This is a genomic window from Xanthomonas sp. BRIP62418, assembly GCF_003993495.1.
Taxonomy (GTDB): Bacteria; Pseudomonadota; Gammaproteobacteria; order Xanthomonadales; family Xanthomonadaceae; genus Xanthomonas; species Xanthomonas euroxanthea.
In genome coordinates this window covers 276,397-300,706 of the sequence record NZ_QEZG01000028.1, presented here as the reverse complement: position 1 = coordinate 300,706, position 24,310 = coordinate 276,397, and the positions used below count along the sequence as shown (strand labels likewise).

Sequence of the window (24,310 nt, the reverse complement as noted above, 5' to 3'; positions counted from 1 at the left end):
TTGTCGAGCGTGTTTACAGCGCCAGCTCGGTAAAACTCTCCACGCGCTGGTGGCTGCCGATCTCGTCGGCTGCGCGTGGCGTGGGGTAATCCTCCAGACGGTCCAGCAGCGCAGTGCGCATGCCGGCACGCTTGGCGGCGTCCAGCTCTTCGATCACATCCGACAGGAACAGGATCTCGCCCGGCGGCACGCCGATGCGTTCGGCGATGCGGCGGTAGCTGGCACTCTCGCGCTTTGGGCCGACCTCGGTATCGAACCAGTCGCTGATCAGCCCGCTCAGGTCGCCGGCATCGCTGTGCGCGAAGAACAGCTTCTGCGCCGGCACCGAGCCGGACGAATACACGTACAGCCGAATGCCGGCTGCATGCCAGGCCTGCAGCTGGATTGCCGCATCGGCATAGATATGCGCGGTGAAGTCGGCGGTCTTGTAGCCATCGCCCCAGATCATGCCCTGCAGCGCCTTGAGTGCGGTGTGCTTGCGATCCTCGTCGATCCAGGTCTGCAGGGTGCTGACCAGCACCTCGTCCGGCACATCCTCGCCGATCTCGTCGGCCACCTGGTTGAGCCAGTGCCGCACCTGTGGGTGGCCGCCGTGCTCGCGCACGTAGGCCGGCATGGCGCGGCGCGCATACGGAAACAACACGTCCTTGACGAACGAGATGCTGCTGGTCGTACCTTCGATATCGGTGAGGATCGCTTGCGGTCGTGTCATCGTCAGCTGGCCTTGTGAGGTTTCTCGGGGGCGTAGCGGGGGAATTGTTGGGCGATTTCGGTGCCGGTGAAATGGCCGACCCAGCCATCGGGCTCGGTGAAGAAGCGGATCGCCACGAAGTGCGGCTCCGGCCCCATGTCGAACCAGTGCAGGGTGCTGTCGGGCACGGCGATCAGGTCGTCCTTCACGCATTCGATCTCGTAGACCTTGTCGTCCACGTGCAGCGTGAACAGGCCCGAGCCGGCCACGAAGAAACGCACCTCGTCTTCCTTGTGGAAGTGCTCGTCGAGGAATTTGGCACGCATCTCCTCGCGCTTGGGGTTGTCCGGCGCGATGCTGACCACGTCCACGGTCTTGAAGCCGCGCTCGGCACTGATGCGGTCGATGTCGACGCGATAGGCATCCATGACCTGCTCGGGCGTGGCGCCGGGCTCGACCGGCTGGCTGGCATGCCAGCGCTCGAAGGTCACGCCGATCTTGGTCAGCTCGGCGGCGATGGCATCGCCGTCACGGCTGTCGAATTCCGGAATGCTGGGATTGGTGTCGGCGAAGATACGCAGTCGGCTCATGGCGATCTGGCTCACAAGGGAAGGGGGAGGTGGCGAGGACTCAGCGCGGGCCGCGCAGCTTCAGCAGCTCGAGTTCGCAATGCAGCAGGAATTCGAAGGCCTCCAGGTGACGGCGTGCCTCGGCCATGTTGCGGCCCCAGGCATACAGACCGTGTCCTTCGATGAGATACCCCCACAGGCTCTGTTTGTCCAGCAAGGCCTCCACCTGCGCGGCCAGCACCTGCATGTCCTGCGTATTGGCGAACACCGGCACGTCCACTGCCGTTTCATGGGTGGTGTTGCCCTCGAAGGCTTTCAATAGCTCATAGCCTTCCAGCCGGATCACGCCGGCGCCGGCATACAGCCGCGAGGCGATGGTCTGCACCGGCGAATGGGTATGCAGCACGCAGCCGATCTCCGGGAAGCGGCGATACAGCTGGGTATGCAGCAGCGTCTCCGCGGACGGGCGCAACGGCCGGCCGACGGCCAGGCCATCGAAGTCCACCACCATGATGTCTTCCTCGACCAGGCGGCCCTTGTCGCGGCCGGACACGGTGATCGCGGCGTGCTGTTCGTCCAGGCGATGGGAGAAATTGCTGCTGGTGGCCGGCGTCCAGCCGGCCTGGGCCAGCTCGCGGATGTTGCCGATCAGCAGTTGCGCCAACTCGTGCAGACGCGCGGCGCTATAGGGCAGGGGGGCAGTGGTCGCATTCATGGTCCTATTCTACTGCCCCGCCGGATTACGGTCAGGTGCAGCGCAGCAGGGTTTGTTGCTGCCACGCCCGGGTCGCGAATGGCTGACAGGAGACAAAGAGCGCGCGTCAGGCGGTGAACGCAATGGTTTTTGTTAGCCGCCTCTTGTCGGAGGCAGTCAGGGGCCAGGTGAAACGCTTTAGTCGGTCGAGTGCGCGGTGCCCTCACCGCTTGCGGGACACGCCGTGAACCCGTCCCTGGGGGCTCGGTGGCGGCATCCATGCCGCCACATGGTCCCGCAACCGGTAAGGACACCGCATCAGACAGTTGGCCGGCTGTTTTCTTGAAAGCGTGGCGCTCGGCTTGCGGTGGGCAGACGCGACGTTTGCGGATTGCGCGTCAAAACGCTTGTCTGCGGCTCGGTCTGCGGTGAGACAAGTGGTGGGAAGCCGGTCGAGGCACAGTGGCTCGACCATCGCACCTTATCTTCTGCTTTCAACGATGCACACCGACCATCTCGACAGGTCCTTGCCCGCCCACCGTCGCGGGACCATACGCGGCATGGATGCCGCGTAAGAGCCTCCATGGACGGATTCACGGCGTGTCCCGCGACGGTGGGCGGGCAAGGGCCCTGCAGCCAAGTTGCAGATCAGCAGACCAGGGCCCTGCAGCCAAGTTGCAGATCAGCAGACCAGGGCCCTGCAGCCAAGTTGCAGATCAGCAGACCAGGGCCCTGCAGCCAAGTTGCAGATCAGCAGACCAGGGCCCTGCAGCCAAGTTGCAGATCAGCAGACCAGGGCCCTGCAGCCAAGTTGCAGATCAGCAGACCAGGGCCCTGCAGCCAAGCCGCAGATCAGCAGATCAGGACCCTGCAGCCAAGTTGCAGACCAGCCGCCCAGCAGCCGAAGACTGTCACCCGCTCTGCCATACACCGGCGGGCGGTCGTTCGTCAGTGGCTGCTGGCGTGCGCGCGTGCTCAGCGACCGTCGCGCAGACGGCTGTGGCGGTAGCCGTAGCCGAAATAGACCACCAGCCCGACCAGCGTCCACACCCCCATCAACATCCAGTTGTGCAGGGTCATCGCCGACAGCAGCGCCAGGCAGCTCAACACGCCGGCGCTGCAGATCAGCCAGGCCACCGGCATGCGGAACGGGCGCGGCAGTTCCGGGTGGGTACGGCGCAGGATCAGCACGCCGGCGCATACCGCGGCGAAGGCGATCAGCGTCCCCATCGAGGTCAGCTCGCCCAGCACATCCAGAGGAAACACCGCCGCCAGCAGGGCGATGCCTACGCCGGTGATCACGGTGTTGACGTGCGGGGTGCGGTACTTGGGATGGATGCGGGTGAAGATCGACGGCAGCAGGCCGTCGCGCGCGATGATCATGAAGATGCGCGGCTGGCCGATGATCATCACCAGCACCACCGACGACAGCCCGATCAGTGCACCCACTTCCACCACCACGCGCAGCCAGGCCAGTTGCGGATGTGCCGCTACCGCGGTCACCACCGGCTCGTCGGTGCCGAGCAGGGTGTAGGGCACCAGGCCGGTCATCACCGCCGCCATGGCGATGTAGAGCACGGTGCAGATGACCAGCGACAGGATCATGCCGATCGGCAGATCGCGTTGCGGGCGGTGCGATTCCTGCGCCGCCACCGACACTGCCTCGAAGCCAATGTAGGCGAAGAACACCATTGCCGCGCCGCGCAGCACACCTTCCATGCCGTACTTGCCCGGGCCTTCGTTGGCCGGGATGAACGGGTGCCAGTTGGCGGTATCGACGTATTTCCAGCCCACTGCGATCACCAGCAGGATCAAGCCGGTCTTGAGGATCACCATCGCCATGTTTATTGCCGACGACTTGCGGATGCCCACGTAGCACAGCCAAGTCAGCAGCAGCACGATACCGGCTGCGGGCAGGTTGGCGATCGCGCCGGTGCGCTGCAGCTTGCCGTCCAGCGGCGCGCTGACCAGGGCGGCCGGCAGGTGGATGTTGAAATGTTCCAGCAGGCTGAGGAAGTAGCCGGTCCAGCTGACCGCCACCGCCGAGGCGGAGACGCCGTATTCCAGCACCAGCATCCAGCCGATGAACCAGGCCGCCAGTTCGCCGAAGGTGGCGTAGGTATAGGTGTAGGCACTACCGGACACCGGCACCATCGCGGCAAATTCGGCGTAGGCCATCGCGCAGAACGCGCAGCACACCGCGGCCAGCACGAACGACAGCATGATCGCCGGGCCGGCATGGTCGGCCGCGGCCTGGCCGGTGATGACGAAGATGCCGCCGCCGATCACCGCGCCAATGCCCAGGGCAGTCAGCCCCCAGGGCCCGAGTGCACGTTGCAGGCCCAGCCCGTCGGCCGCCTCATGGCTGGCGTGCGGGTGTTTGGTGGCCCAGAGTTGCTTGAACATGCAGCGGTTCCTGTTGAATCCCTGCACATGGAGGTGCGGGCGTGTGCGAGATGTGCGGACTCTTGCGAGGGACTTGCAGTCAAACCCTGCGGGCCAGCCGGCTATGGCGAATGCCATACCCGAAATAGATGACCAGGCCGATCACGGTCCAGCCCACGAACACCTTCCAGTGTTCCTGGAAGGCCTGGAAGAACAGGAACAGGCAGGCCAGCGCGCCGAGCGGGCAGATCAGCATCGCCAGCGGCACCCGGAACGGCCGTGGCAGATCCGGCTTGGTGAAACGCAGCACCATGACCCCGGCGCACACGGTGGCGAAGGCGAGCAGGGTGCCCATCGACACCAGTTCGCCCAGCACGCTGAGCGGGATCAGCCCGGCCAGCAGCGCCGCAACCACGCCGACGAAGATCGTTCCGACGTAGGGCGTGTGGAACTTCGGGTGCACCTTGCCGAACAGTCTGGGCATCAACCCGTCCTTGGCCATGGTGTAGAAGATGCGCGGCTGCGCCATCAGCATCACCAGCACCACCGAGGACAGGCCGGCGATCGCGCCGATCTCCACCGCGGTCTTGAGCCAGGTGAGCTGCGGGTGCGCTTCCAGTGCCGTGGCCACCGGCTTGGCGGTGCCGAGCTGGGTGTAGGGCAACAGGCCGGTCAGCACTGCGCAGACGATGATGTAGATGACGGTGCAGACCGCCAGCGATACCAGAATGCCGATCGGCATGTTCTTCTGCGGATCCTTGGTCTCGCCGGCGGAGGTGGAGACCGCGTCGAAGCCGATGTAGGAGAAGAACACGATGGACGCCGCACGGAACACGCCGTCCCAGCCGAACTGGCCCGGCCCGGTGTTTTCCGGAATGAAAGGGTGCCAGTTGGCCGGATCGATGTAGGCGATGCCGAAGCCGACGAACAGGCAGATCACCACCACCTTGATCGCCACCACGATGGCGTTGGCAAACGCCGACTGGGTGACGCCCACGTAGCACAGCATGCTCACCGCAGCCACGATCAGCACGGCCGGCAGGTTGATGAGGTTGCCGGAGCTGACAAAGTTGTGGCCGTCCCAGGCCAGTGGTGCACCGGCCAGCTCCGCCGGGAACGGCAATCCGAGCGTGCCGGTCAGGAAACTGATCAGGTAGGCCGACCAGCCGACCGCCACGCTGGAGCCGGCGAACAGGTATTCCAGCACCAGGCACCAGCCGATGAACCAGGCGATGCCTTCGCCGAGGGTGGCGTATGAATACGAGTAGGCGCTGCCGGAGACCGGCATCATCGCCGCGAACTCTGCGTAGCACAGGCCGGCGAACGCGCAGGCGATGCCCGCAAACACGAAGGACAGCATCACCGCCGGGCCGGCATGGTTGGCAGCGGCCTGGCCGGTCAGCACGAAGATGCCGGCGCCGATCACCGCGCCGATGCCGAGCATGATCAGGTGCTTGGCGGTGAGGGTGCGTTGCAGGGTGGCTTCGCCTTGCAGGCTGCCTTCGACCGGTTCGCCCCCGTCCACATGTCCAGCGGGCTCGATCGGTTTGACCCTCAACAGAGACTTCAGCATTCGGTACATCCCTAAGTGGCAAGGCTAAGGCGCTGGCGCCCGGGCGAAGGTGTGCGCCGCGTCCCCAACGGACAGGCAAGCGGCCTACCTTGCCAAAGCTACACGCTCACGACAAGCACGTACGCAGCATGAATGGCGATAATGGCCACCTGGCCCGCGACGGGCGACCGAGAACGACAGATGGTGGATGCAACCCTGCAACAGCGATTGGCCGACTACCGCGCACGCTGGCCGGACGAAGCCGGGCTGGCCGAGCAGTTCGCACAGCTGCTGGACGATGCCACCAACCCGTTCCTGCGCGAGCGTGTCGAAGGTCATTTCACCGGCTCGGCCTGGGTGGTCAGCGCCGATGGCACGCGCACGCTGCTGACCCACCACCGCAAGCTGCAGCGCTGGCTGCAGCTGGGCGGGCACGCCGACGGCGACCGCGACCTGGCGCAGGTGGCCCTGCGCGAGGCGCAGGAGGAATCCGGATTGAGCGGCTTGCGCCTGGCGGATGCGGCCATCTTCGACCTGGACCGCCACTGGATTCCAGCACGCGGCGAGGTGGCCGGGCACTGGCATTACGACGCGCGCTATGTGGTGGTGGCTGGAACGGACGAGGCGTTCGAGGTCAGCGAGGAGTCACTGGCCCTGGCGTGGCGGCCGATCGCCGAGCTGCTTGCCGATCCGCAGCTGGATCCGTCGATGCGGCGCATGGCCGAAAAGTGGGTGGCGCGAGGGGTGTAAGGGGATTGAGGGCGTGTGCCCTCATCCGCCCTGCGGGCACCTTCTCCCGCAAGCGGGAGAAGGGAGCGAGCGGGAGAAAGAAGTACGCGGGGGGAAGGGCGCCAGCGGGAAGACAAGGGCGCGCGGAAGAAAGGAGCACGCGCGAGAGGGGCGCGAGCGGGAGAAGGGAGCATGCGAGAGAAGGAAGGGAGCACCCGGGGGGGGAGCACCCGGGAGAAGGGAGCTCCCGGGAGAAGGGTGACCTGCACTTGCTTCTCCCGCTTGCGGGAGAAGGTGGCGCAAAGCGCCGGATGAGGGCCGCGGATGAGGGCCGCGCGTGCATCAACAGCTCAATACAAGATCCGCGTCCGCAAGGTCCCCTCGATCAACGCCAGGCCTTCCTTCAGCGCGGTGGCCTGCGCCTCGCTGGCGCTGACGTCGATCACCACGTAGCCCACCTTGGCATCGGTGCGCAGGAACTGGCCGTCGATGTTGACGTTGTGGCGCGAGAACAGTTCGTTGATCTTGGACAGCACGCCCGGCACGTTGCGGTGGATGTGCAGCAGGCGCAGGCTGTCGGGATGCTCGGGCAAAGTGACCTCGGGGAAGTTCACTGCCGACAGGGTGCTGCCGTTGTCGCTGTAGCGCACCAGCTTGGCGGCCACTTCGACACCGATATTGTCCTGCGCTTCCAGCGTGCTGCCGCCCACGTGCGGGGTCAGGATCACGTTGTCGTGTGCGGTCAACGGGGATTCGAACGCGTCGCCGTTGCCCTTGGGCTCGATCGGGAACACGTCCACCGCCGCGCCGCCGATCTGGCCGGAGCTCAGCGCCGCGTCCAGTGCGTCGATGTCGATCACCGTGCCACGCGAGGCGTTGATCAGGTGCGCGCCGTGTTTCATGCGCGCGATTTCCGCCGCGCCGATCATGTCCTTGGTCGACGGCGTCTCCGGCACATGCAGGGTCACCACGTCCGCGCGTGCGAGCAGGTCGTCCAGGTCGATCGCCGCACGCGCGTTGCCCAGCGACAGCTTGGTTTCGATGTCGTGGAAGATCACCTGCATGCCCAGCGACTCGGCCAGCACGCCGACCTGGGTGCCGATATGCCCGTAACCGACGATGCCCAGCACCTTGCCGCGCGTTTCGTGGCTGCCGGCGGCCGACTTGGACCACCCACCGCGATGGCATTCGGCATTCTTCTGCGGGATGCCGCGCAACAGCAGGATCGCCTCGGCGATGACCAGCTCGGCCACGCTGCGGGTGTTGGAGTAGGGCGCGTTGAATACCGGGATGCCGGCCAGTTCGGCCGCGTCCAGATCGACCTGGTTGGTGCCGATGCAGAAGCAGCCCACCGCGATCAACCGCTTGGCATGTGCCAGCACCTGCGCGCTCAACTGCGTGCGCGAGCGGATGCCGACGATATGCGCCTCGGCGATGCGGGCGATCAACTCATCTTCCGGCAACGATTTGGCGTGCAGCTCGATCTGCGAATAACCGGCGGCGCGGAATACATCCACGGCAGTCTGGCTGATGCCTTCCAGTAACAGGACGCGGATGTCCTGCTTGGGAAACGAGGTTCTCTTCGGCGACATGGGGGAGCGCAATGCAGCAATCGGGTCGGCAACTATGCCAGATGGGCTGCGCGATGGGGCGGTCGCAACGCAGTGTTTGCGCAGGCAAAGTCCTTGCGGTGCAACGGTTTCAGCTGAATCCAACACCGCCTCGGCCGCACGCCGTGCAGCTGGACGGGGCTGGCCCGCACTGGCACGCTGTGCGGTTCCTACCGCAGCGCCGTGTGCCATGACCGATCCCCGCATCCTTTCGTTGCAACAGGCCGTGCCGGCGTTGCGTTTGAAGACCGAGCCGGCCGACCTGGAACACTACGGCCGCGACTGGACGCGGCGCTGGACGCCCAACCCGCTCGCGATCGCCTTGCCCGGCTCGGTGGACGAGGTGCAGGCGGTGCTGCGCTGGGCAAATGCGCATGCGGTGGCGGTAGTGCCTTCGGGCGGGCGCACCGGCCTGTCCGGCGGCGCGGTGGCCGCCAACGGCGAGCTGGTGCTGAGCCTGGAGCGCCTGAACAAGCCGCTGGAGTTCAACGCGGTGGATCGCACGCTCACCGTCCAGGCCGGCATGCCGCTGGAGGCGGTGCACAACGCCGCGCGCGAGCATGGGCTGGTGTATCCGGTGGACTTTGCCGCGCGGGGCTCGTGCTCGATCGGCGGCAATATCGCCACCAATGCCGGCGGCATCCGGGTGATCCGCTACGGCAACACCCGCGAATGGGTGGCCGGCCTGAAGGTGGTCACCGGTGCCGGCGAACTGCTCGAACTCAACAATGCGCTGGTGAAGAATTCCAGCGGCTACGATTTCCGCCATCTGCTGATCGGCTCCGAAGGCACGCTCGGTGTGGTGGTCGAAGCGACGCTGCGATTGACCGACCCGCCGCCGCCCAGCAACGTGATGCTGCTGGCGCTGCCCTCGTTCGAAGTGCTGATGCAGGTGTTCGCCGCCTTCCGCGCGCAGCTGCGGCTGGAGGCGTTCGAATTCTTTACCGACCGCGCACTGGAGCACGTGCTGGCGCACGGCGCGCAGGCACCGTTTGCGCAGGTGCATCCGTACTACGTGGTCACCGAATTCGCCGCCGGCGACGCGGCGCAGGAAGCCGCGGCGATGGCGGCATTCGAGACCTGCATGGAGCAGGGCTGGGTCAGCGACGGGGTGATCAGCCAGAGCGATGCGCAGGCCGCGCAACTGTGGCGACTGCGCGAAGGCATCACCGAGGCGCTGGCGCGCTACACGCCCTACAAGAACGACGTGTCGGTGCGCATCTCGGTGATGCCGGCATTCCTGGCCGAAACCCAGGCGCTGCTGCACGATGCGTATCCGCATTTCGATGTGGTGTGGTTCGGCCATATCGGCGATGGCAACCTGCATATCAACGTGCTCAAGCCCGATGGCACCAGCCAGGCCGATTTCGTCGCGGCCTGCGACCAGGTGACCAAGTTGCTGGCGCAGGCCTTGCAGCGTTTTGGCGGCAGCATCTCTGCCGAACACGGCATCGGCCTGGTCAAGAAGGCCTATCTGTGGAGCACGCGCTCGGCCGAGGAGATCGCCTTGATGCGCGGGATCAAACATGTGCTCGATCCTCATCTTTTGCTGAATCCCGGCAAGCTGTTCGAGATCGACGACGCGCCTGCCGCCGCGCGTGCCGGTTAGTCTTTCACCACTTTCACACGGAATCGATACGCCCATGATGCGCTCCCTCGTGTTTTGCGCCCTGACGCTGCTGCCGCTGGCAGCCGTTGCCTCCAGCCTGGCCGGGACCTCGGCCGGCGCATCGTCGGCCGGTTCGTCCAATTCCTCCGGCAGCAGTTCCGGCGACGACAAGGTGGTGGCCGACGCACGCGAAGATGCGGCCGGCTTTGTCGCCAGCAATGGCGCGATCCGCGGCGTGCGGCTGGAAGCGGCGCTGATGCAGCTGCGCAGCCGTAGCGATGCGGCGCGGTTGTCCAGCGACCTGGAACTGGCGCAGTCCATCCTGGCCCAGTGAGTTCTCCACGCCGGTGCTGGTGGCTGTGGCTGGCCGCAGCGATCGCACCGGCGGTGCAGGCCGAACCACGCGTCGATGTCGATCCGCAGGGCCTGTCGGCGGCGCAGATCGAGGCCTCGCATGCCTTGGTGCAGCAGGTTGCGCAGCGCCTGCCGCCGGTCTGGATGCAGCGTATCGACGCACCGATCCAGCTGCAGTGGCGTACGGATTTGCCGGCACACGTGCATGGTCGCGCGATCGGCCGGCGCATCCTGCTCGATCGTGCGCTGCTGGATGCGTGGAACACGCAGGCTGCCGCTGCGCAGGCCGACCCCGGTACACCGGCCACGCGCGCGGCGATGGCGGCGGTGGTGCACGAACTGGCGCACGTGCTGGACCGTGGTGCGCACGGTGGCCTGTCGCGTGCCCCGCGCCTGCGCGACCTGGCTGGCTGGCAGGTGCGTCCCTGGCGGATCGGGCGTGGCGCAAACCGGTTCAGCGATCGCAGCCCCGACGATTACGAACGCCGCAGCCCGGCCGAATTCGTCGCGGTGAATCTCGAACACTACGTGCTCGATGCCGATTACCACTGCCGGCGTCCGGCGCTGGCGGCCTGGTTTGCCGAGCAGGTTGGCGCCATGCCCGATGCAACGCGCTGCGAGGCGGCGCTGCCGTATCTGCAGGCCGACAACGATGCCGGCGCAATGTCATTGCTGGCACTGGATCCATCGCGGGTGTATTCGGTGGATTACCTGCTGGCCGAGGGCAATGCGCAGCCGATGAGCCGCTGGGGCCACAGCATGCTGCGTCTGGTGATCTGCGCCCCTGGCCGTGCGCCCGGCCCCGATTGCCGTCTGGATCTGCAGTATCACCGCGTGCTGTCGTTCCGCGCCTTCGTCGGCGATGTGCAGATTTCCAGCTGGCGCGGGCTGACCGGCGCGTATCCTTCGCGGCTGTTCGTATTGCCCTTGAATCAGGTGGTCGACGAATACACCAAGGTGGAGCTGCGTGCCCTGTCGTCGGTGCCGCTGAAGCTCACGCCCGAGGAGATCGCCGCGCTGCTCGCACGCGCCGCGCAGGTGCACTGGAGTTACGACGGGCGCTACTACTTCATTGGCAACAATTGCGCGGTGGAGACTTTCAAGCTCCTGCACGACGGCGTGCCGCGGCTGGCCGCGGCCGGGCTGTCGTCGATCACCCCGCGCGGCGTGCGCCAGCGGCTGCACCGTGCCGGCATCGCCGACCTGCAGGTGCTGGACGACCGTGCGCAGGCGACTCGCCAAGGCTATTACTTCGAGTCGGCGGCGGCGCATTACCAGGCCATGTTCGAGGTGATCCGGCGCGGCCTGCCGCTGCCGCAGACCAGCGTGGAGCAATGGCTGGACGCGCGGCCGGACGCACGTGCGCAATGGTTCGAGCGCGGCGGTCTGCGCGAGACGGCTGCAGCGTTGTTGCTGGAACAGGCCGCGTTGCGCCGCCAGGAGTTGCTGGCACGCGATGCGCTCAAGCGCCTGCTGACACCCGGCGCAGCCGGGCGTGACCCGGTGCAGGGTCAACTGCAATCACTATTTGCGCGGCAGGCCCAGCTCAGTCACCCGGCCACGCTGTTGGGCAGCGCCGGCTACGGACTGCCGCAAGCAGACGAGCAGCTGGACCTGAGCGCGCGCGTGGCGCAGGAAACCGGCGTACTGGTCGACGGCTGGAAACAGCTGCAGGCACTGGGGCGGCAGCAACTGCCGGCCGAGGTCCGCACTGGATTGGAGCAGGGCGAGGCAAATGTGCAACGTCTGCGCGCCCGCCTGCGCGGGCTAGCGCGGGGTGATGCGGCTGCCGACAAACTGCGGTCAGGGATGCGGATACCTCTGCAGGCGCAATAGCGGTTCGGACTACGCGGGGGAGGGCGGTACCGGCCCCTCTCCCTGCGGGGCGAGAAGGCCGGGCGTGCGCGTCACCGGCGCGCGGAGCGGGGATTGGGGTCAAGGGACGGGGCGAAGCTCTCGTAGAGGTCCAACTGCATGAGGCTTCGCCCGTCCCCTCATCCGGCGCTTTGCGCCACCTTCTCCCGATGGGGGAAGGGATGCGCTGTTGTCTGCAGCTGCAAGTCCCAGTTTCCAGTGCTCCGGCCAGGGACGACGCATGCGCCAGCTGGCACCTGTCACACCAGCCGGCGCAGCTCAACCAGTCGGTTGCAGATCCGCCTGCACCGAATACTTGCGCAGCCAGTCGCTGACCTGCGCGTTGTTGCGGTACTGCTGCATCAGCCTTGCAAGCCGCGCCGGTGCCGGCGTGCAGAACTGCGCGATCGCCACGTCGATTTCGTGGCGACGATCGGCGTCGTACGGCTCCTCGCCCGCGAAGTGCTCGCAGGTGTCGTAGTCCTCCACCAGCGTGCGCACATCCTCCGGCATGCCGCACAGGCCGGGCGGATGTTGCAGCCACTCTTCGTCCACCTTGGCGTCGGTGCAGGCCACCGGCGCGGGCGTGGCTGCGGACGTCGGCGCCGGAGCCGGAGCCGGTTGCTCCGTGCAGGCGGCCAACAGCCCCAGCGCAAGGACCACGACCGGCGTGCGCATCAGTCGGCGCGGCCCGCGAATTCGCCGGTGGTGGTGTTGACCAGCACGCGCTCACCGTTGGTGATGTATTCGGGCACCATGATTTCCAGGCCGGTGTTGAGCTTGGCCGGCTTGGGCCGCTTGGTGGCGGTGCCGCCCTTGAGTTCGGGCGGGGTTTCGATCACTTCCAGCGTCACCGTCTGCGGCAGTTGCACGGCCACCGGCTGGTCGTCGATCACCTGCACGTAGATGCCGGTCAGCCCGTCGGTGATGTAGCCGGCGTCGGTGCCGATCACCTCCGCATCCAGCGTGTACGGCGTGAAGTCTTCGTCGTCCATGAACACGAACGCCTCTCCATCCTTGTAAGAGAACGTGGACAGGCGACGCAGCAGTTCCACTTCCGGCAGGTTGTCGTCGGCGTCGAAGCTGGCGTCGGTTTTCACACCGCCCGGCACGCTGTACATGATGAAGCGGAAGCGCACATTGCCGCCGCGGCCCTGCGGCGAGCTGCGCTCGATGTCGCGGATCTGGTAAATGCCGCCGTTGTATTCGACGACGTTGCCTTTCTTGATGTCGTTGGCTTTCATGGATGTAAGTCGGAGATTGGGGATTGGGGATTTGGGATTGGCAAGTGCGGCTGGGTTGCAGGCGGCGGTTGCCGTTGCGAATCCCCAATCCCGACTCACCAATCCCGGCTACTTGGGTGCCAGGCGCACGCCGCCGTCCAGGCGAATCACCTCGCCATTGAGATAGCGATTGCGCAGGATGAAGGCGACGGTGTCGGCATATTCGTCGGGTTGGCCCAGGCGCGAGGGGAACGGGATCGCTGCGGCCAGCGATTGCTGCACCGCCTCGGGCATGCCGTCCACCATCGGGGTCCAGAACACGCCCGGAGCGATCGTCATCACGCGGATGCCGAAGCGCGCCAGTTCGCGTGCCATCGGCAAGGTCATGCCGACCACGCCGCCCTTGCTGGCGGCATAGGCGGCCTGGCCGATCTGGCCTTCGTAGGCGGCCACCGAGGCGGTGTTGATGATCACGCCGCGCTCGCCGTCGTCGCCGGCATGGTTGTGTTGCATCACGTCGGCCGCGGCCTTGGCCACGTTGAAGCTGCCGACCAGGTTGACCAGCACGGTGGTGCGGAAGGTCGCCAGCGGCATCGGCGCTTCCTTGCCGAGCACCCGGCCCGAGCCCAGGATGCCGGCGCAATTCACCACCAGGTTGAGCCCGCCCAGCGCCTGCGCGGCCTGCGCCACGTTGGCGGCAACCTGCGCCTCGTCGGTGACATCGGTGGCGACATACAGTGCGTTGCCCGCACCGAGCAGCGCCAGCGCCGCGTCGGCCTTGTCGGCGTTGACGTCGAACAGCGCGACCTTGCCGCCATCGGCCACGATGCGCTGCGCCACGGCCAGGCCCAGGCCGGAAACGCCGCCGGTGACGATGGCAAGAACAGAAGAAGGCTGCATGCGGTGGTTCCTCGGAGATACTGGAGGCCGGTGATGCCGGCCGGCGAACGGGTGACGACGCAGCCGGCGATTCTAGCCGAAGCGTTAGCGCGACTGATCCTGGAATGGAGCGGGCGCGGCGACGGTGGCATGCCGGACTGGCGCCTCAGTCGGCGGCCGCCAGGGCCTTGCCGACCTTGCTGCCGGTCTGGCGGCCGAGCAACTGCGCCAGCCAGCGGCCGGTGTCGGCGAGGGCAGGCAGGTCGATGCCGGTCGGCATGCCCAGCCCGTGCAGCAGGTACACCACGTCTTCGCTGGCGACATTGCCGCTGGCGCCCTTGGCGTAGGGGCAGCCGCCGGCCCCGGACACCGCCGCATCGACCACGCGCACGCCTTGCTCCAGGCAGGCGGCGATATTGGCCAGCGCCTGGCCATAGGTGTCGTGGAAGTGCACTGCCAATGCCGGCATCGGCACCGCCTGCGCCACGGCGGCCAGCATCTGGCGTGCCTTGCCCGGTGTGCCCACGCCGATGGTGTCGCCCAGCGAAATCTCGTAGCAGCCCAGCGTGTACAGCCGTTGCGCGACATCGACCACGTCGGCCACCGGCACCTCGCCCTGGTACGGGCAGCCCAGTACGGTGGAGACGTAACCGCGCACGCGCACGCCGTCGAGGGCGGCCTGTTCCAGGATCGGGCGAAAGCGTTCGATCGATTCGTCGATGCCGGCGTTGGTATTGGTGCGATTGAAGGCTTCCGACGCCGCGGTGAACACCGCCACTTCCCGTGCACCGGCGGCGCGCGCGCGCGCATAGCCCTGCAGGTTGGGCACCAGCACCGGATAGGCGATGCCCGGCGCCTGGGTGATGCCGGCGAACACCTCGGCCGCGTCGGCCAGTTGCGGCACCCAGCGCGGGCTGACGAAGCTGGTCGCCTCGATGCTGCGCAGTCCGGTCGCGGAGAGTCGGTCGATCAGCGCGATCTTGTCGGCGGTGGCGATCGGTGTGGCTTCGTTCTGCAGGCCATCGCGCGGGCCGACTTCGACAATGCGCACGAAGTCGCTCATGCCGCACCCTCCGGCAACCAGGCCGGGCTGCGCTTGTCGAGGAAGGCACCCAGGCCTTCCTGGCCTTCCGGGGAAACGCGCAGGCGTGCGATCCACGCGGCGTTGGCGGCGTCGATGGCGTCGCGGTCGGTCGGCGGCAGCGCCGCGCGCACCAAGGCCTTGGCGCTGGCGGCCGCCAGTGGCGCGGCCGCCAGCAACAGGCGGACCTGGCGCTCCACCGCGATATCCAGTTGGTCGGCGGTGACCAGTTGATGCAACAGGCCCAGCAACTGCGCGGTGGCCGCGTCGAAGATCTCGGCAGTGGCGAACCAGCGCCGCGCCTGGCGCGCGCCGATCGCCGCGATCACGTACGGCGAAATGACCGCCGGCAGCAGGCCGAGCTTGCTCTCGGTCAGGCCGAAGCGCGCCTCGGTGCAACCGATGGCGATATCGCAGCACGCCACCAGGCCGACGCCCCCGCCGAACGCCGCGCCGTTGACGCGCGCGATGGTCGGCTTGGGCAGTTCGTCCAGCGTGCGCATCAGGCGCGCCAGGGCGAGCGCATCGGCCGCGTTGTCGGCCTCGCTGGCGCCGGCCATGCCGCGCATCCAGTTCAGGTCGGCGCCCGCAGAGAACGCGGCGCCGGCACCGGTGATCACCACCACCCGGATCTGCGCTGCCCGGCCGGCCTGCTGCAAGGCGTCGGTGAGCGCGCTGATCAAGGTCGCATCGAAGGCGTTATGCACCGCCGGGCGGTGCAGACGTAACGTACGGACCGCTCCCTGGTCCTCCACGATCAAGCCGGTGTCCTGCATTGGGTCAACGTCCATGAATGGGATGCGAACCATGATAGTGGCACGGGTCGGCCGAGCCATGACGCGGTGCGTCGATGCTAGAATTGAGAACCATTCCTAACAATCAGGCCGTCTTTGTGACGTTGTCCGACATGCCTCTGCATCGCGCCGCCATTGTTGAATCCGTGGAGGAGCGTCTGCCCAACGACACGATCGCCAGGCGGCTGCGCGAACTGGGCTTTGTCGCTGGCGAGGAAGTCACGGTACTGGCGACCGGTCCGGTCGGGCGCGAACCCTTGCTGGTGCAGGTCGGTTACACGCGGTTCGCCCTGCGGCGCAGCGAGGCCGCCCGCGTGCAGGTGCGCGTCGATGGAGCGCAGGCATGAGCACCGCAACCGTCCCCATGCGTCTGGCGCTGGTCGGCAACCCCAACAGTGGCAAGACCGCCCTGTTCAACCAGCTGACCGGCAGCCGGCAGAAGGTCGCCAATTACACCGGCGTCACCGTCGAACGCAAGGAAGGGCATTTCCGTGCGCCGTCCGGGCGCGACTTCGCGGTGCTGGATCTGCCGGGCGCCTACAGCCTGCAGCCGGCCAGCCTGGATGAAGCGATCACCCGCGACCTGTGCCGCGGCTTCTATCCCGGTGAGCCTGCGCCGGACGTGCTGGTGTGCGTGATGGATGCGACCAACCTGCGCCTGCATCTGCGCTTTGCGCTGGAGCTGCGCGAGCTGGGCCGGCCGATGATCGTGGCGCTGAACATGGTCGACGCCGCGCAGCGGCGCGGCATCGTCATCGACCTGCCGGCGCTGGAACAGGCGCTCGGGGTGCCGGTGGTGGAAACGGTGGCGGTGCGCCGCGGCGGTGCCAAGGCCCTGGTCGAGCGGCTCGATACGCAGGCGGCCAGCCTGGCCGCGCCGTCGGCCACGCCACCGGCCGACGGCAACTACCACGCCCAGGTGCGGCAGATCCTGGGTGCGGCAGTGACCATGCCCACGCGCACCTCGCGGGTGGACGATGCGCTGGACCGCTGGCTGCTGCATCCGGTCTGGGGCCTGGTCACGCTGGCGGTGGTGATGTTCCTGATCTTCCAGGCGGTGTACGCCTGGGCCAACCCAGTGATGGACCTGATCGATGCCGGCACCGCGATGCTGGGCGAGTGGGTGGGCACCACGCTGCCGGAGGGCCCGCTCAACAGCCTGCTCAAGGACGGCATCATCACCGGCCTGGGCGGGGTGATCAAGTTCCTGCCGCAGATCCTGATCCTGTTCGCCTTCATCCTGGCGCTGGAGGAGTCCGGCTACCTGCCGCGCGCGGCCTTCCTGCTCGATCGCATGATGTCGGCGGCCGGTTTGTCCGGGCGCTCGTTCATCCCGCTGCTGTCGAGCTTTGCCTGCGCGGTGCCCGGCATCATGTCCACCCGCAGCATCCAGGACCCACGCGACCGGCTCGCCACCATCATGGTCGCGCCCCTGATGACGTGTTCGGCGCGATTGCCGGTGTATGCGCTGCTGATCGGCGCCTTCATTCCGCAAAAAACCGTGTGGGGCATCTTCAACCAGCAAGGCCTGATCCTGTTCGCGCTATATGCCGCGGCCATCGTCAGCGCGCTGCTGGTGTCGTGGACGATGAAGAAGTGGCGCCGCGACAAGAGCGAGCATCCGCTGATGCTGGAGCTGCCGTCCTATCGCCTGCCGCATCTGCCGGACCTGGCGCTGGGGCTGTGGGAGCGTGCGATGATCTTCCTCAAGCGCGTCGGCGGCATCATTCTGGCCCTGACCATCCTGCTGTGGTTCCTGCTGTCGTTTCCGGCCGCGCCGGCCGACGCCACCTTGCCGGCGATCGATTACAGCTTCGCCGGGCGCATCGGCCATGCGATGGCGATCTTCTTCGCGCCGCTGGGCTTCAACTGGCAGATCTGCATCGCACTGATTCCCGGCCTGGCCGCGCGCGAAGTGGCGGTTGCCTCGCTGGCGACGGTGTACGCGCTGTCGGCTGCCGACGACGATGCCGCCGCGCAGGCCCTGTCGCCGCTGATCAGCGATGGCTGGTCGCTGGCCACCGCGCTGTCGCTGCTGGTCTGGTACATCTATGCACCGATGTGCATCTCCACGCTGGCCACGATCAAGCGCGAAACCAATTCGTGGAAACAGATGACCATCAGCGCGGTGTACCTGTTCGCGCTGGCCTACCTGGCCTCGCTGGTGACCTACCAGCTGGCCGTGCTGCTGGGAGCCGGCTGAGGTGGATCTGTCGCTCACCTTGCAATACGTGGTCATCGCCCTGGCGGTGTTGCTCAGCCTGTGGGTGGTGATGAAGAAGCAATTCCCCGGCACGCTGCGGCGCCTGCGTGGCGCAGTGGCGATCGGCCTGTTGCGCGATGGGCGGCCTGCATGGATGCGGGCGCTGGGCCGCCGCGTCGCACCGCCGGCCGCGCAGAACGCCGCGGCCTGCGGTGGCTGCGACAGCTGCGGGCCGACGCCGCCCCGTCGTCACTGACGCACTGCATCCCTTACACTTGCGCGGCCGCAGGACGCGGTAGTGCAGGGGACGCAGATGCGGTTGTTGGTGTTGTTGGCGGTCCTGGCGGCGGTCGCCGGTGTTTACAACTATGGCGGCAATGCGCTGGACGAAGCGCAGGTGCGCGATTTCTACGCCGCGCACGACAAGGCGATGCGTGGTCAGGACGGCGAAGCGCTGTGTGCGATGACCGCGCCGGCGTTCGAAATGGTGGTGCTGTACCGCATGGATTCGCATCAGCAGCGGCAGACCACCACCCGCGAGCAGTACTGCAAATCCAATGGCGAGTGGGCGCAGGTGCTGCGTCAGATGCGTCATGTGGCCAACCCGGAAGAGTTGATCGACTACAAGCAGTCGATCACCAGGATCGAGATCGCCGCCGATGAAGCCTCGGCCATGGTCGAGACACGTGCCACGCTCGGCTTGCCGGGGGTGCGCATGACCTTCCGCTCGCGCGACAAGCTGATCCGAAAGCGCTGGAAGACCTTGATCGAACGCAGCGAAGGCACGGCCTGGGTCGGCCCGGCGTACGAGTAGGCGCCGCCGGCACTATCGCTGCCGCATTGCCAAGGCGGTGTCATCGATGCGCGGGCGCGATGCCGGTCATCGACACGCGCCGATCTGGCTCGCTGCCCAGCCGACCTGCGCACGCAGCCTGCGTCGGCGGAAACAGGTGACATTCCGTGCAAGGCGATGCACGTGTGGCGATCGCCTTGCTGGCAGGCGCCAACGCGAGGACATCGACCGCACTGCACGGCAATCTCGGTAGCGCCAGCGCAACGCAGGAAGGCAGGTCGCCACGCGTGGCGATGGTCGGTGCGGCACTACCCCTGTCATTGACCGAGGTGCGCATCCGACGCTGCAGTGCACAGCGCGCCGGCCATACGCCTTCGCTATGCTTGGGCCATGACGACCTCCTTCCAGATCTCCCGGCGTGCGCAGGCGCTGACCAGTTCGGCGATTCGCGAAATCCTCAAGGTGACCGAGCGGCCGGAGGTGATTTCCTTCGCCGGCGGGCTGCCGTCGCCGGCCACCTTTCCGGCGGAGCGCATGCGCGCGGCCAGCGATCAGGTGCTGCGCGATGCGCCGCAGGCCGCACTGCAATACGGCCCCACCGAAGGCTATGCGCCGCTGCGCGACTGGGTGGCCGCACGCCTGAGCCGCGACGGCGCCAGCATCCGGCCCAGCCAGGTGTTGATCACCACCGGCTCGCAGCAGGGGCTGGACCTGCTCGGCAAGGTCTTCATCGATGAGGGCAGCAAGGTGCTGGTGGAAACGCCGAGCTACCTGGGTGCGTTGCAGGCGTTTTCGCTGTTCCAGCCGAGCTTCGTCGGCATGCCCTCGGACGAGGACGGGGTGGTGGTGGACGCGTTGGACCCTGCATTGCTGGCCGATGCGCGCTTTCTGTACTGCCTGCCGAATTTCCAGAACCCCACCGGTCGCCGGTTGCCGCTGGCGCGGCGCCAGGCCCTGGTGGAGCGCGCAGCAGCAGCGGGCGTGCCGATCGTCGAAGACGATCCGTATGGCGAGCTGTATTACAGCGGCCGGCCGCTGCCGAGCCTGTTGTCGCTCAATCCGGAGGGCGTGATCTACATGGGCTCGTTCTCCAAGGTGCTCGCGCCCGGCTTGCGGCTGGGTTATGTGGTTGCGCCCGAGGCGGTGCTGGGCAAGCTGATCCAGGCCAAACAGGCGGCCGATCTGCATACGCCGTCGTTCACCCAGCGCGTGGTCCACCAGACGCTGCAGGACGATTTCCTGAACACGCATATCCCGCAGATCCGCGCGCTGTATGCGCGCCAATGCAGCCTGATGCTGGAGGCCCTGGATCGGCATTTCCCGCCCCAGGTGCAATGGAATCGCCCCGAAGGCGGCATGTTCCTGTGGGTGAGCCTGCCGCCCGGGCTGGACGGCACCGCGCTGCTGGCGCGTGCGATCGCGCGCAATGTCGCGTTCGTGCCGGGCGCGCCGTTCTACGCCACCTCGCCGCAGGTCAATACCTTGCGGCTGTCGTTCGTCACCGTGCCCGGCGACAGGATCGATGCCGGCATCCAGGTCCTGGGTGAGGTGTTGCGCGAGGCGCTGGCCGAGTTGCCCGGGCAGGGCGCGTGACCACGCAGACCGCTGGCGTGCAGGCGCCGGCGCTCGCGGTCAGCATCGACCGCGTGGCGATCGGTATCGCACGCGATTTCACCCGCCCCGGTAGCCGCAGTGCCATCGACAAGCGTGCGGTGAGCGGGCCTGTGCGCGTCGGTCCGGACGGGCTGCGCGGTGACGAGCAGGGCGACCTGCGTGTGCATGGCGGGCCGGACAAGGCGATCCATCACTATCCGCGCGATCACTACGCTGCCTGGCAGGCCGACCTCGGCGCGCATGCGTTGCTGGAGACGGCCGGCGCGTTCGGCGAGAACCTGAGCAGCGTCGGCCTTACCGAGGCCGAGGTCTGTCTGGGCGATCGCTTTGCATTGGGTACGGCGGTGGTGGAAGTGTCGCAGCTGCGTCAGCCGTGCTGGAAGCTGTCCGACCGCTTCGGCCTGCGCGACATGGCGCGCCGCGTGCAGGATACCGGCCGCACCGGCTGGTATTACCGCGTGCTGCAACCCGGCGACGTGGCAGCCGGCGACATGCTGACGCTGCAGCAGCGACCGCATCCGCAATGGCCGCTGTCGCGCCTGCAACAGCTGCTGTACGCGCGCAATGTCGATGCCGCCGCCATCACCGCAGTGTTGCAGCTGCCGCTGGTGCCGTCATGGCGGACGCTATTCGAACGCCGCCTGCAACGCCGCGAAATAGAGAGCTGGAGCAAGCGCCTGCATGGCGCAAGCGACTGAGAGCCGCAACACCATCGCACGCAATCAAAGCCCGCAGCCGCGCTAGCTGCAGGGCTGAGATTTGGGATTCGGGAGTCGGGATTGGGGAATCGCGGTCACGAAGTCGGCAAACGCCACCTTCCAGGCGCCGCCATGATGGCCGTGTGCCATGCGTCTTCATCGTCCTTACCAACGTACAGCGGCGCAGCCCTCACCGACCCATGGCCGCTCGCGCCGTTGTGTGCCAACCACCACGCGCACCCCACGGACGCCACCAAGCCAAAGCGCCACAGCACATAAAACGCGCACACCCGCACCCGCTCTCACGAGTCCCTGATCCCGATTCCCGATTCCCGGCTTTAACGACTCCCCAATCCCGCCCCCCCAATCCCAGCTTTTACGATTCCCGATTCCCGATTCCCAGCTATCTTGTACAACCCCATCGCCCAGCTAGGCCTGCCGCCATGACACCGTCTCCTGTGAAAGTTCTGATCCACGGCGCCTCCGGGCGGATGGGCAAGGCATTGCTGCGTCTGGCGGCCGAAGACGAGGCCTTGCACGTCGTCGGTGCGGTGGTGGGGCGCTCGCCTTCGCAGCGCGTGGTGGACGGCGTGCCGTATTTCGCCGCCAGCGAGCTCGGCGGTGCGCCGAGCTTCGACGTGGCGATCGACTTCAGCCTGCCGCAGGGCTTCGCGCCGATCCTGGCGTTGTGCGTGCAGCGCGGCAAACCGCTGGTGTCCGGCACCACCGGTCTGGATGAGGCGCAGCGCGCCGCCTTGCTGGAGGCCGCGCAGCAGATTCCACTGGTGTGGGCGTCCAACTTCAGCCTGGGCGTTGCGGTGCTCACCGAACTGGTGGAGCGTGCCGCCGGCAGCCTGCCGGGCTGGGATTGCGACATCGTCGAAGCCCACCACGTGCACAAGCAGGATGCACCCTCCGGGACCGCGCTGACGCTGGGGGAGGCGGCCACCGGCAGTGGCGCGCAGCCGCGCTTTGCCAGCCTGCGCGCCGGCGACATCGTCGGCGAGCACACGGTGCAGTTCACCGGGCTGGGCGAGCGCGTGGAACTGGTGCACCGCGCGACCAACCGCGACATCTTCGCGCGTGGTGCCCTGCATGCGGCCAAGCGGCTGCTCGGCAAGCCGCCCGGCAGCTATCGCGTGCGCGATCTGGTGCTGTAAGCGGTGCGTCGCCGCGCATGAATGGCAAATGATCGCAGTGGCGCATTCATCCCGCCATTGCGATGCCGGCACGGCAGCCGGTGTTCTTCAGGCTGGCATGCCGGGGCACTTGCCTTTACAATTCTCGCTTGCCCGAACCAGCGTCGGACCGGTCCCCAGCACCGCGTCCGCGCTTTGCTGCAACCGGAATTTGGCCGGAAGCGCATCGGAGTCCCAGGCAGCCAGAGCGAGACCCCACGTGACCCAACCCGCAATCCTTGTCCTCGAAGACGGCACCGTGTTCGAGGGCGAATCCGTAGGCGCCAACGGGCTTTCCGTCGGCGAAGTGGTGTTTAACACCGCCATGACCGGTTACCAGGAAGTCCTGACCGATCCCTCCTACGCCCGCCAGATGGTCACGCTGACCTATCCGCACATCGGCAATACCGGCTTTACCGATCAGGATGACGAGGCCAGCAAGATCTGGGCCGCCGGCCTGATCGTGCGCGATGTGCCGCGTCGCCCCAGCAGCTGGCGCAGCGAAGTCGCACTGCCGGAGTGGCTGCAGGCCCGCGGTGTGGTGGCCATTTCCGGCATCGATACCCGCAAGCTGACCCGCCTGCTGCGGCAGAAGGGCGCCCAGAACGGCGCGCTGATGGCCGGCGAGATCGATGTCGACAAGGCGCTGGAAGCCGCGCGCAGCTTCCCCGGCCTGAAGGGCATGGACCTGGCCAAGGTGGTTTCCACCGAGACCAGCTACGGCTGGCAGGAAGGCTCGCTGGATCTGAACTCCGACACGTTCGTGCGCACCGAGCTGAAGCACAAGGTCGTGGCCTATGACTACGGCGTCAAGCTCAACATCCTGCGCATGCTGGCCGACCGTGGTTGCGACGTCACCGTGGTGCCGGCACGCACGCCGGTGGCCGAGGTGCTGGCGATGCAGCCCGATGGCGTGTTCCTGTCCAATGGCCCGGGCGACCCGGAGCCCTGCGATTACGCGATCGCCGCGATCAAGGAACTGGTCGCGCAGAAGGTGCCGACCTTCGGCATCTGCCTGGGCCATCAGCTGCTGGCGCTGGCCGCCGGCGCCAGCACGGTCAAGATGACCACCGGCCATCACGGCGCCAACCATCCGGTGCAGGATCTGGACGGCGGGCGGGTGATGATCACCTCGCAGAACCATGGCTTTGCGGTGGATGAAAGCACGCTGCCGGCCAATGTGCGGGTGACCCATCGTTCGCTGTTCGATGGCACCAACCAGGGCATCGCGCTGACCGACGCACCGGCGTTCTCGTTCCAGGGCCACCCGGAAGCCTCGCCGGGCCCGCGCGATGTGGGCCCGTTGTTCGATCGGTTCGTGGAGTTGATGGCCAAGGATGCCAAGCGCGCATGAGCGCTCGGTTGATGGGTGTGCTGATCCTGCTGGTGGGCGCCGCTGTGGCCTATTGGGGCGTCTGGATGCCGCTGCAGCAGGCGCAGGCGGGCGTGGCGTCGATCACGCTGCCCGGAGGCATCAAACTGGCCTTGCTGGTGCCGATGTGTGTCGTCTTCGGCATCGGCTATGTGGTTGGAGGAGGATCCTTTCACCAGCGCATGCAGAACACCGACCCGGACAAGGTGCGTCGCTGGGGCAAGACCTCCGGGACCGGCTGGCTGTTGCTCCTGGTCAGCTTCGCCGCCGCGTTCGCGCTGCATCAGTGGATGCAGAACACCCTGCGCGCCCTGGGCTATGGATACGCCGGATGACCCCGGCTTTCGGCTCCGTGGAGTCGATGCAACATCACGCCGCGTCGCGATGCGATCGCCGCGGCCACTCTTCCGCACCTGCGGCTTGCCGCA

At 67.0% G+C, this 24,310-nt stretch carries 24 protein-coding genes; 13 read left to right on the top strand and 11 right to left on the bottom strand.

Annotated features, from left to right (window positions below):
• Positions 1–13 precede the first annotated feature (13 nt).
• From mtnC to EO174_RS06180, 5 genes are all read right to left on the bottom strand, one after another.
• Complete coding sequence (mtnC, locus tag EO174_RS06205) at positions 14–712, bottom strand: acireductone synthase (protein WP_126943088.1); 699 nt, start codon at positions 710–712, stop codon at positions 14–16.
• A gap of 2 nt (positions 713–714) precedes the next feature.
• The gene (locus EO174_RS06200) at positions 715–1,281 is read right to left on the bottom strand and encodes an acireductone dioxygenase (protein WP_104585392.1); all 567 of its coding nucleotides are present in this window, start codon (positions 1,279–1,281) and stop codon (positions 715–717) included.
• A gap of 40 nt (positions 1,282–1,321) precedes the next feature.
• Complete coding sequence (locus tag EO174_RS06195) at positions 1,322–1,975, bottom strand: methylthioribulose 1-phosphate dehydratase (RefSeq protein ID WP_104535541.1); 654 nt, start codon at positions 1,973–1,975, stop codon at positions 1,322–1,324.
• A 954-nt stretch (positions 1,976–2,929) separates the two neighbouring features.
• Complete coding sequence (locus EO174_RS06185) at positions 2,930–4,360, bottom strand: amino acid permease (protein ID WP_126943082.1); 1,431 nt, start codon at positions 4,358–4,360, stop codon at positions 2,930–2,932.
• A 79-nt stretch (positions 4,361–4,439) separates the two neighbouring features.
• Positions 4,440–5,912 carry an amino acid permease gene (locus EO174_RS06180; protein ID WP_164739368.1) on the bottom strand — a complete coding sequence of 491 codons (1,473 nt, stop codon included), beginning with the start codon at positions 5,910–5,912 and terminating at the stop codon, positions 4,440–4,442.
• A 141-nt stretch (positions 5,913–6,053) separates the two neighbouring features.
• Between EO174_RS06180 and EO174_RS06175 the strand changes: the two genes are divergently transcribed.
• Complete coding sequence (locus EO174_RS06175; protein ID WP_164740108.1) at positions 6,054–6,641, top strand: NUDIX hydrolase; 588 nt, start codon at positions 6,054–6,056, stop codon at positions 6,639–6,641.
• A gap of 329 nt (positions 6,642–6,970) precedes the next feature.
• Here EO174_RS06175 and serA read toward each other — a convergent pair whose 3' ends face one another.
• Complete coding sequence (gene serA, locus EO174_RS06170; protein ID WP_104648634.1) at positions 6,971–8,212, bottom strand: phosphoglycerate dehydrogenase; 1,242 nt, start codon at positions 8,210–8,212, stop codon at positions 6,971–6,973.
• Positions 8,213–8,420: 208 nt separating this feature from the next.
• On the opposite strand from serA, the gene EO174_RS06165 reads away from it, so the two are divergent.
• From EO174_RS06165 to EO174_RS06155, 3 genes are read left to right on the top strand one after another with little or no spacing between them, the layout of a single operon-like run.
• On the top strand, positions 8,421–9,839 hold the full coding sequence (locus tag EO174_RS06165) for an FAD-binding oxidoreductase (RefSeq protein WP_016904350.1): 1,419 nt from the start codon (positions 8,421–8,423) through the stop codon (positions 9,837–9,839).
• 34 nt (positions 9,840–9,873) lie between these two features.
• Positions 9,874–10,173, top strand: coding sequence for a DUF2388 domain-containing protein (locus EO174_RS06160; RefSeq protein ID WP_104648635.1), 300 nt, complete (start codon positions 9,874–9,876; stop codon positions 10,171–10,173).
• A complete protein-coding gene (locus EO174_RS06155; RefSeq protein ID WP_126943079.1) occupies positions 10,170–12,029 on the top strand; it encodes a DUF4105 domain-containing protein in 1,860 nt (619 codons plus the stop codon). The genes EO174_RS06160 and EO174_RS06155 overlap by 4 nt, the downstream gene beginning before the upstream one ends.
• Before the next feature lie 297 nt (positions 12,030–12,326).
• Here the strand turns inward: EO174_RS06155 and EO174_RS06150 are convergent, their stop codons facing one another.
• The 5 genes from EO174_RS06150 to EO174_RS06130 all read right to left on the bottom strand — a co-directional run bounded on the left by EO174_RS06150 (position 12,327) and on the right by EO174_RS06130 (position 16,006).
• Positions 12,327–12,725: a hypothetical protein gene (locus tag EO174_RS06150; RefSeq protein WP_164740107.1), complete on the bottom strand. Its 399-nt coding sequence runs from the start codon at positions 12,723–12,725 to the stop codon at positions 12,327–12,329.
• On the bottom strand, positions 12,725–13,291 hold the full coding sequence (yeiP, locus tag EO174_RS06145) for an elongation factor P-like protein YeiP (RefSeq protein ID WP_115676860.1): 567 nt from the start codon (positions 13,289–13,291) through the stop codon (positions 12,725–12,727). Before yeiP ends, EO174_RS06150 begins: the two co-directional genes overlap by 1 nt.
• Before the next feature lie 108 nt (positions 13,292–13,399).
• The gene (locus tag EO174_RS06140) at positions 13,400–14,170 is read right to left on the bottom strand and encodes an SDR family NAD(P)-dependent oxidoreductase (RefSeq protein WP_104648639.1); all 771 of its coding nucleotides are present in this window, start codon (positions 14,168–14,170) and stop codon (positions 13,400–13,402) included.
• A gap of 145 nt (positions 14,171–14,315) precedes the next feature.
• Positions 14,316–15,212 (bottom strand): hydroxymethylglutaryl-CoA lyase, encoded by an 897-nt coding sequence (locus EO174_RS06135; protein WP_016904356.1) that lies wholly within the window; start codon positions 15,210–15,212, stop codon positions 14,316–14,318.
• Positions 15,209–16,006, bottom strand: coding sequence for an enoyl-CoA hydratase-related protein (locus EO174_RS06130; protein ID WP_115676862.1), 798 nt, complete (start codon positions 16,004–16,006; stop codon positions 15,209–15,211). Before EO174_RS06130 ends, EO174_RS06135 begins: the two co-directional genes overlap by 4 nt.
• A 116-nt stretch (positions 16,007–16,122) precedes the next feature.
• Between EO174_RS06130 and EO174_RS06125 the strand changes: the two genes are divergently transcribed.
• The 9 genes from EO174_RS06125 to EO174_RS06080 all read left to right on the top strand — a co-directional run bounded on the left by EO174_RS06125 (position 16,123) and on the right by EO174_RS06080 (position 24,217).
• A complete protein-coding gene (locus EO174_RS06125) occupies positions 16,123–16,371 on the top strand; it encodes a FeoA family protein (protein ID WP_104585288.1) in 249 nt (82 codons plus the stop codon).
• The gene (locus tag EO174_RS06120; RefSeq protein WP_104648642.1) at positions 16,368–18,227 is read left to right on the top strand and encodes a ferrous iron transporter B; all 1,860 of its coding nucleotides are present in this window, start codon (positions 16,368–16,370) and stop codon (positions 18,225–18,227) included. Before EO174_RS06125 ends, EO174_RS06120 begins: the two co-directional genes overlap by 4 nt.
• Position 18,228: 1 nt before the next feature.
• Positions 18,229–18,483 (top strand): DUF6587 family protein, encoded by a 255-nt coding sequence (locus EO174_RS06115; RefSeq protein ID WP_016904924.1) that lies wholly within the window; start codon positions 18,229–18,231, stop codon positions 18,481–18,483.
• A 57-nt stretch (positions 18,484–18,540) separates the two neighbouring features.
• Positions 18,541–19,041, top strand: a complete 501-nt coding sequence (locus EO174_RS06110) for an autotransporter outer membrane beta-barrel domain-containing protein (protein ID WP_104585307.1) — start codon at positions 18,541–18,543, stop codon at positions 19,039–19,041.
• A gap of 369 nt (positions 19,042–19,410) precedes the next feature.
• Positions 19,411–20,613 (top strand): PLP-dependent aminotransferase family protein, encoded by a 1,203-nt coding sequence (locus EO174_RS06105; RefSeq protein WP_126943076.1) that lies wholly within the window; start codon positions 19,411–19,413, stop codon positions 20,611–20,613.
• Positions 20,610–21,332 carry an MOSC domain-containing protein gene (locus EO174_RS06100; protein WP_126943073.1) on the top strand — a complete coding sequence of 241 codons (723 nt, stop codon included), beginning with the start codon at positions 20,610–20,612 and terminating at the stop codon, positions 21,330–21,332. The genes EO174_RS06105 and EO174_RS06100 overlap by 4 nt, the downstream gene beginning before the upstream one ends.
• 443 nt (positions 21,333–21,775) lie before the next feature.
• Positions 21,776–22,492, top strand: a complete 717-nt coding sequence (gene dapB / locus EO174_RS06090) for a 4-hydroxy-tetrahydrodipicolinate reductase (RefSeq protein ID WP_126943070.1) — start codon at positions 21,776–21,778, stop codon at positions 22,490–22,492.
• A gap of 238 nt (positions 22,493–22,730) precedes the next feature.
• The gene (carA, locus tag EO174_RS06085) at positions 22,731–23,864 is read left to right on the top strand and encodes a glutamine-hydrolyzing carbamoyl-phosphate synthase small subunit (RefSeq protein WP_104585273.1); all 1,134 of its coding nucleotides are present in this window, start codon (positions 22,731–22,733) and stop codon (positions 23,862–23,864) included.
• 11 nt (positions 23,865–23,875) lie between these two features.
• Positions 23,876–24,217, top strand: coding sequence for a hypothetical protein (locus EO174_RS06080; RefSeq protein ID WP_232087973.1), 342 nt, complete (start codon positions 23,876–23,878; stop codon positions 24,215–24,217).
• Positions 24,218–24,310 lie beyond the last annotated feature (93 nt).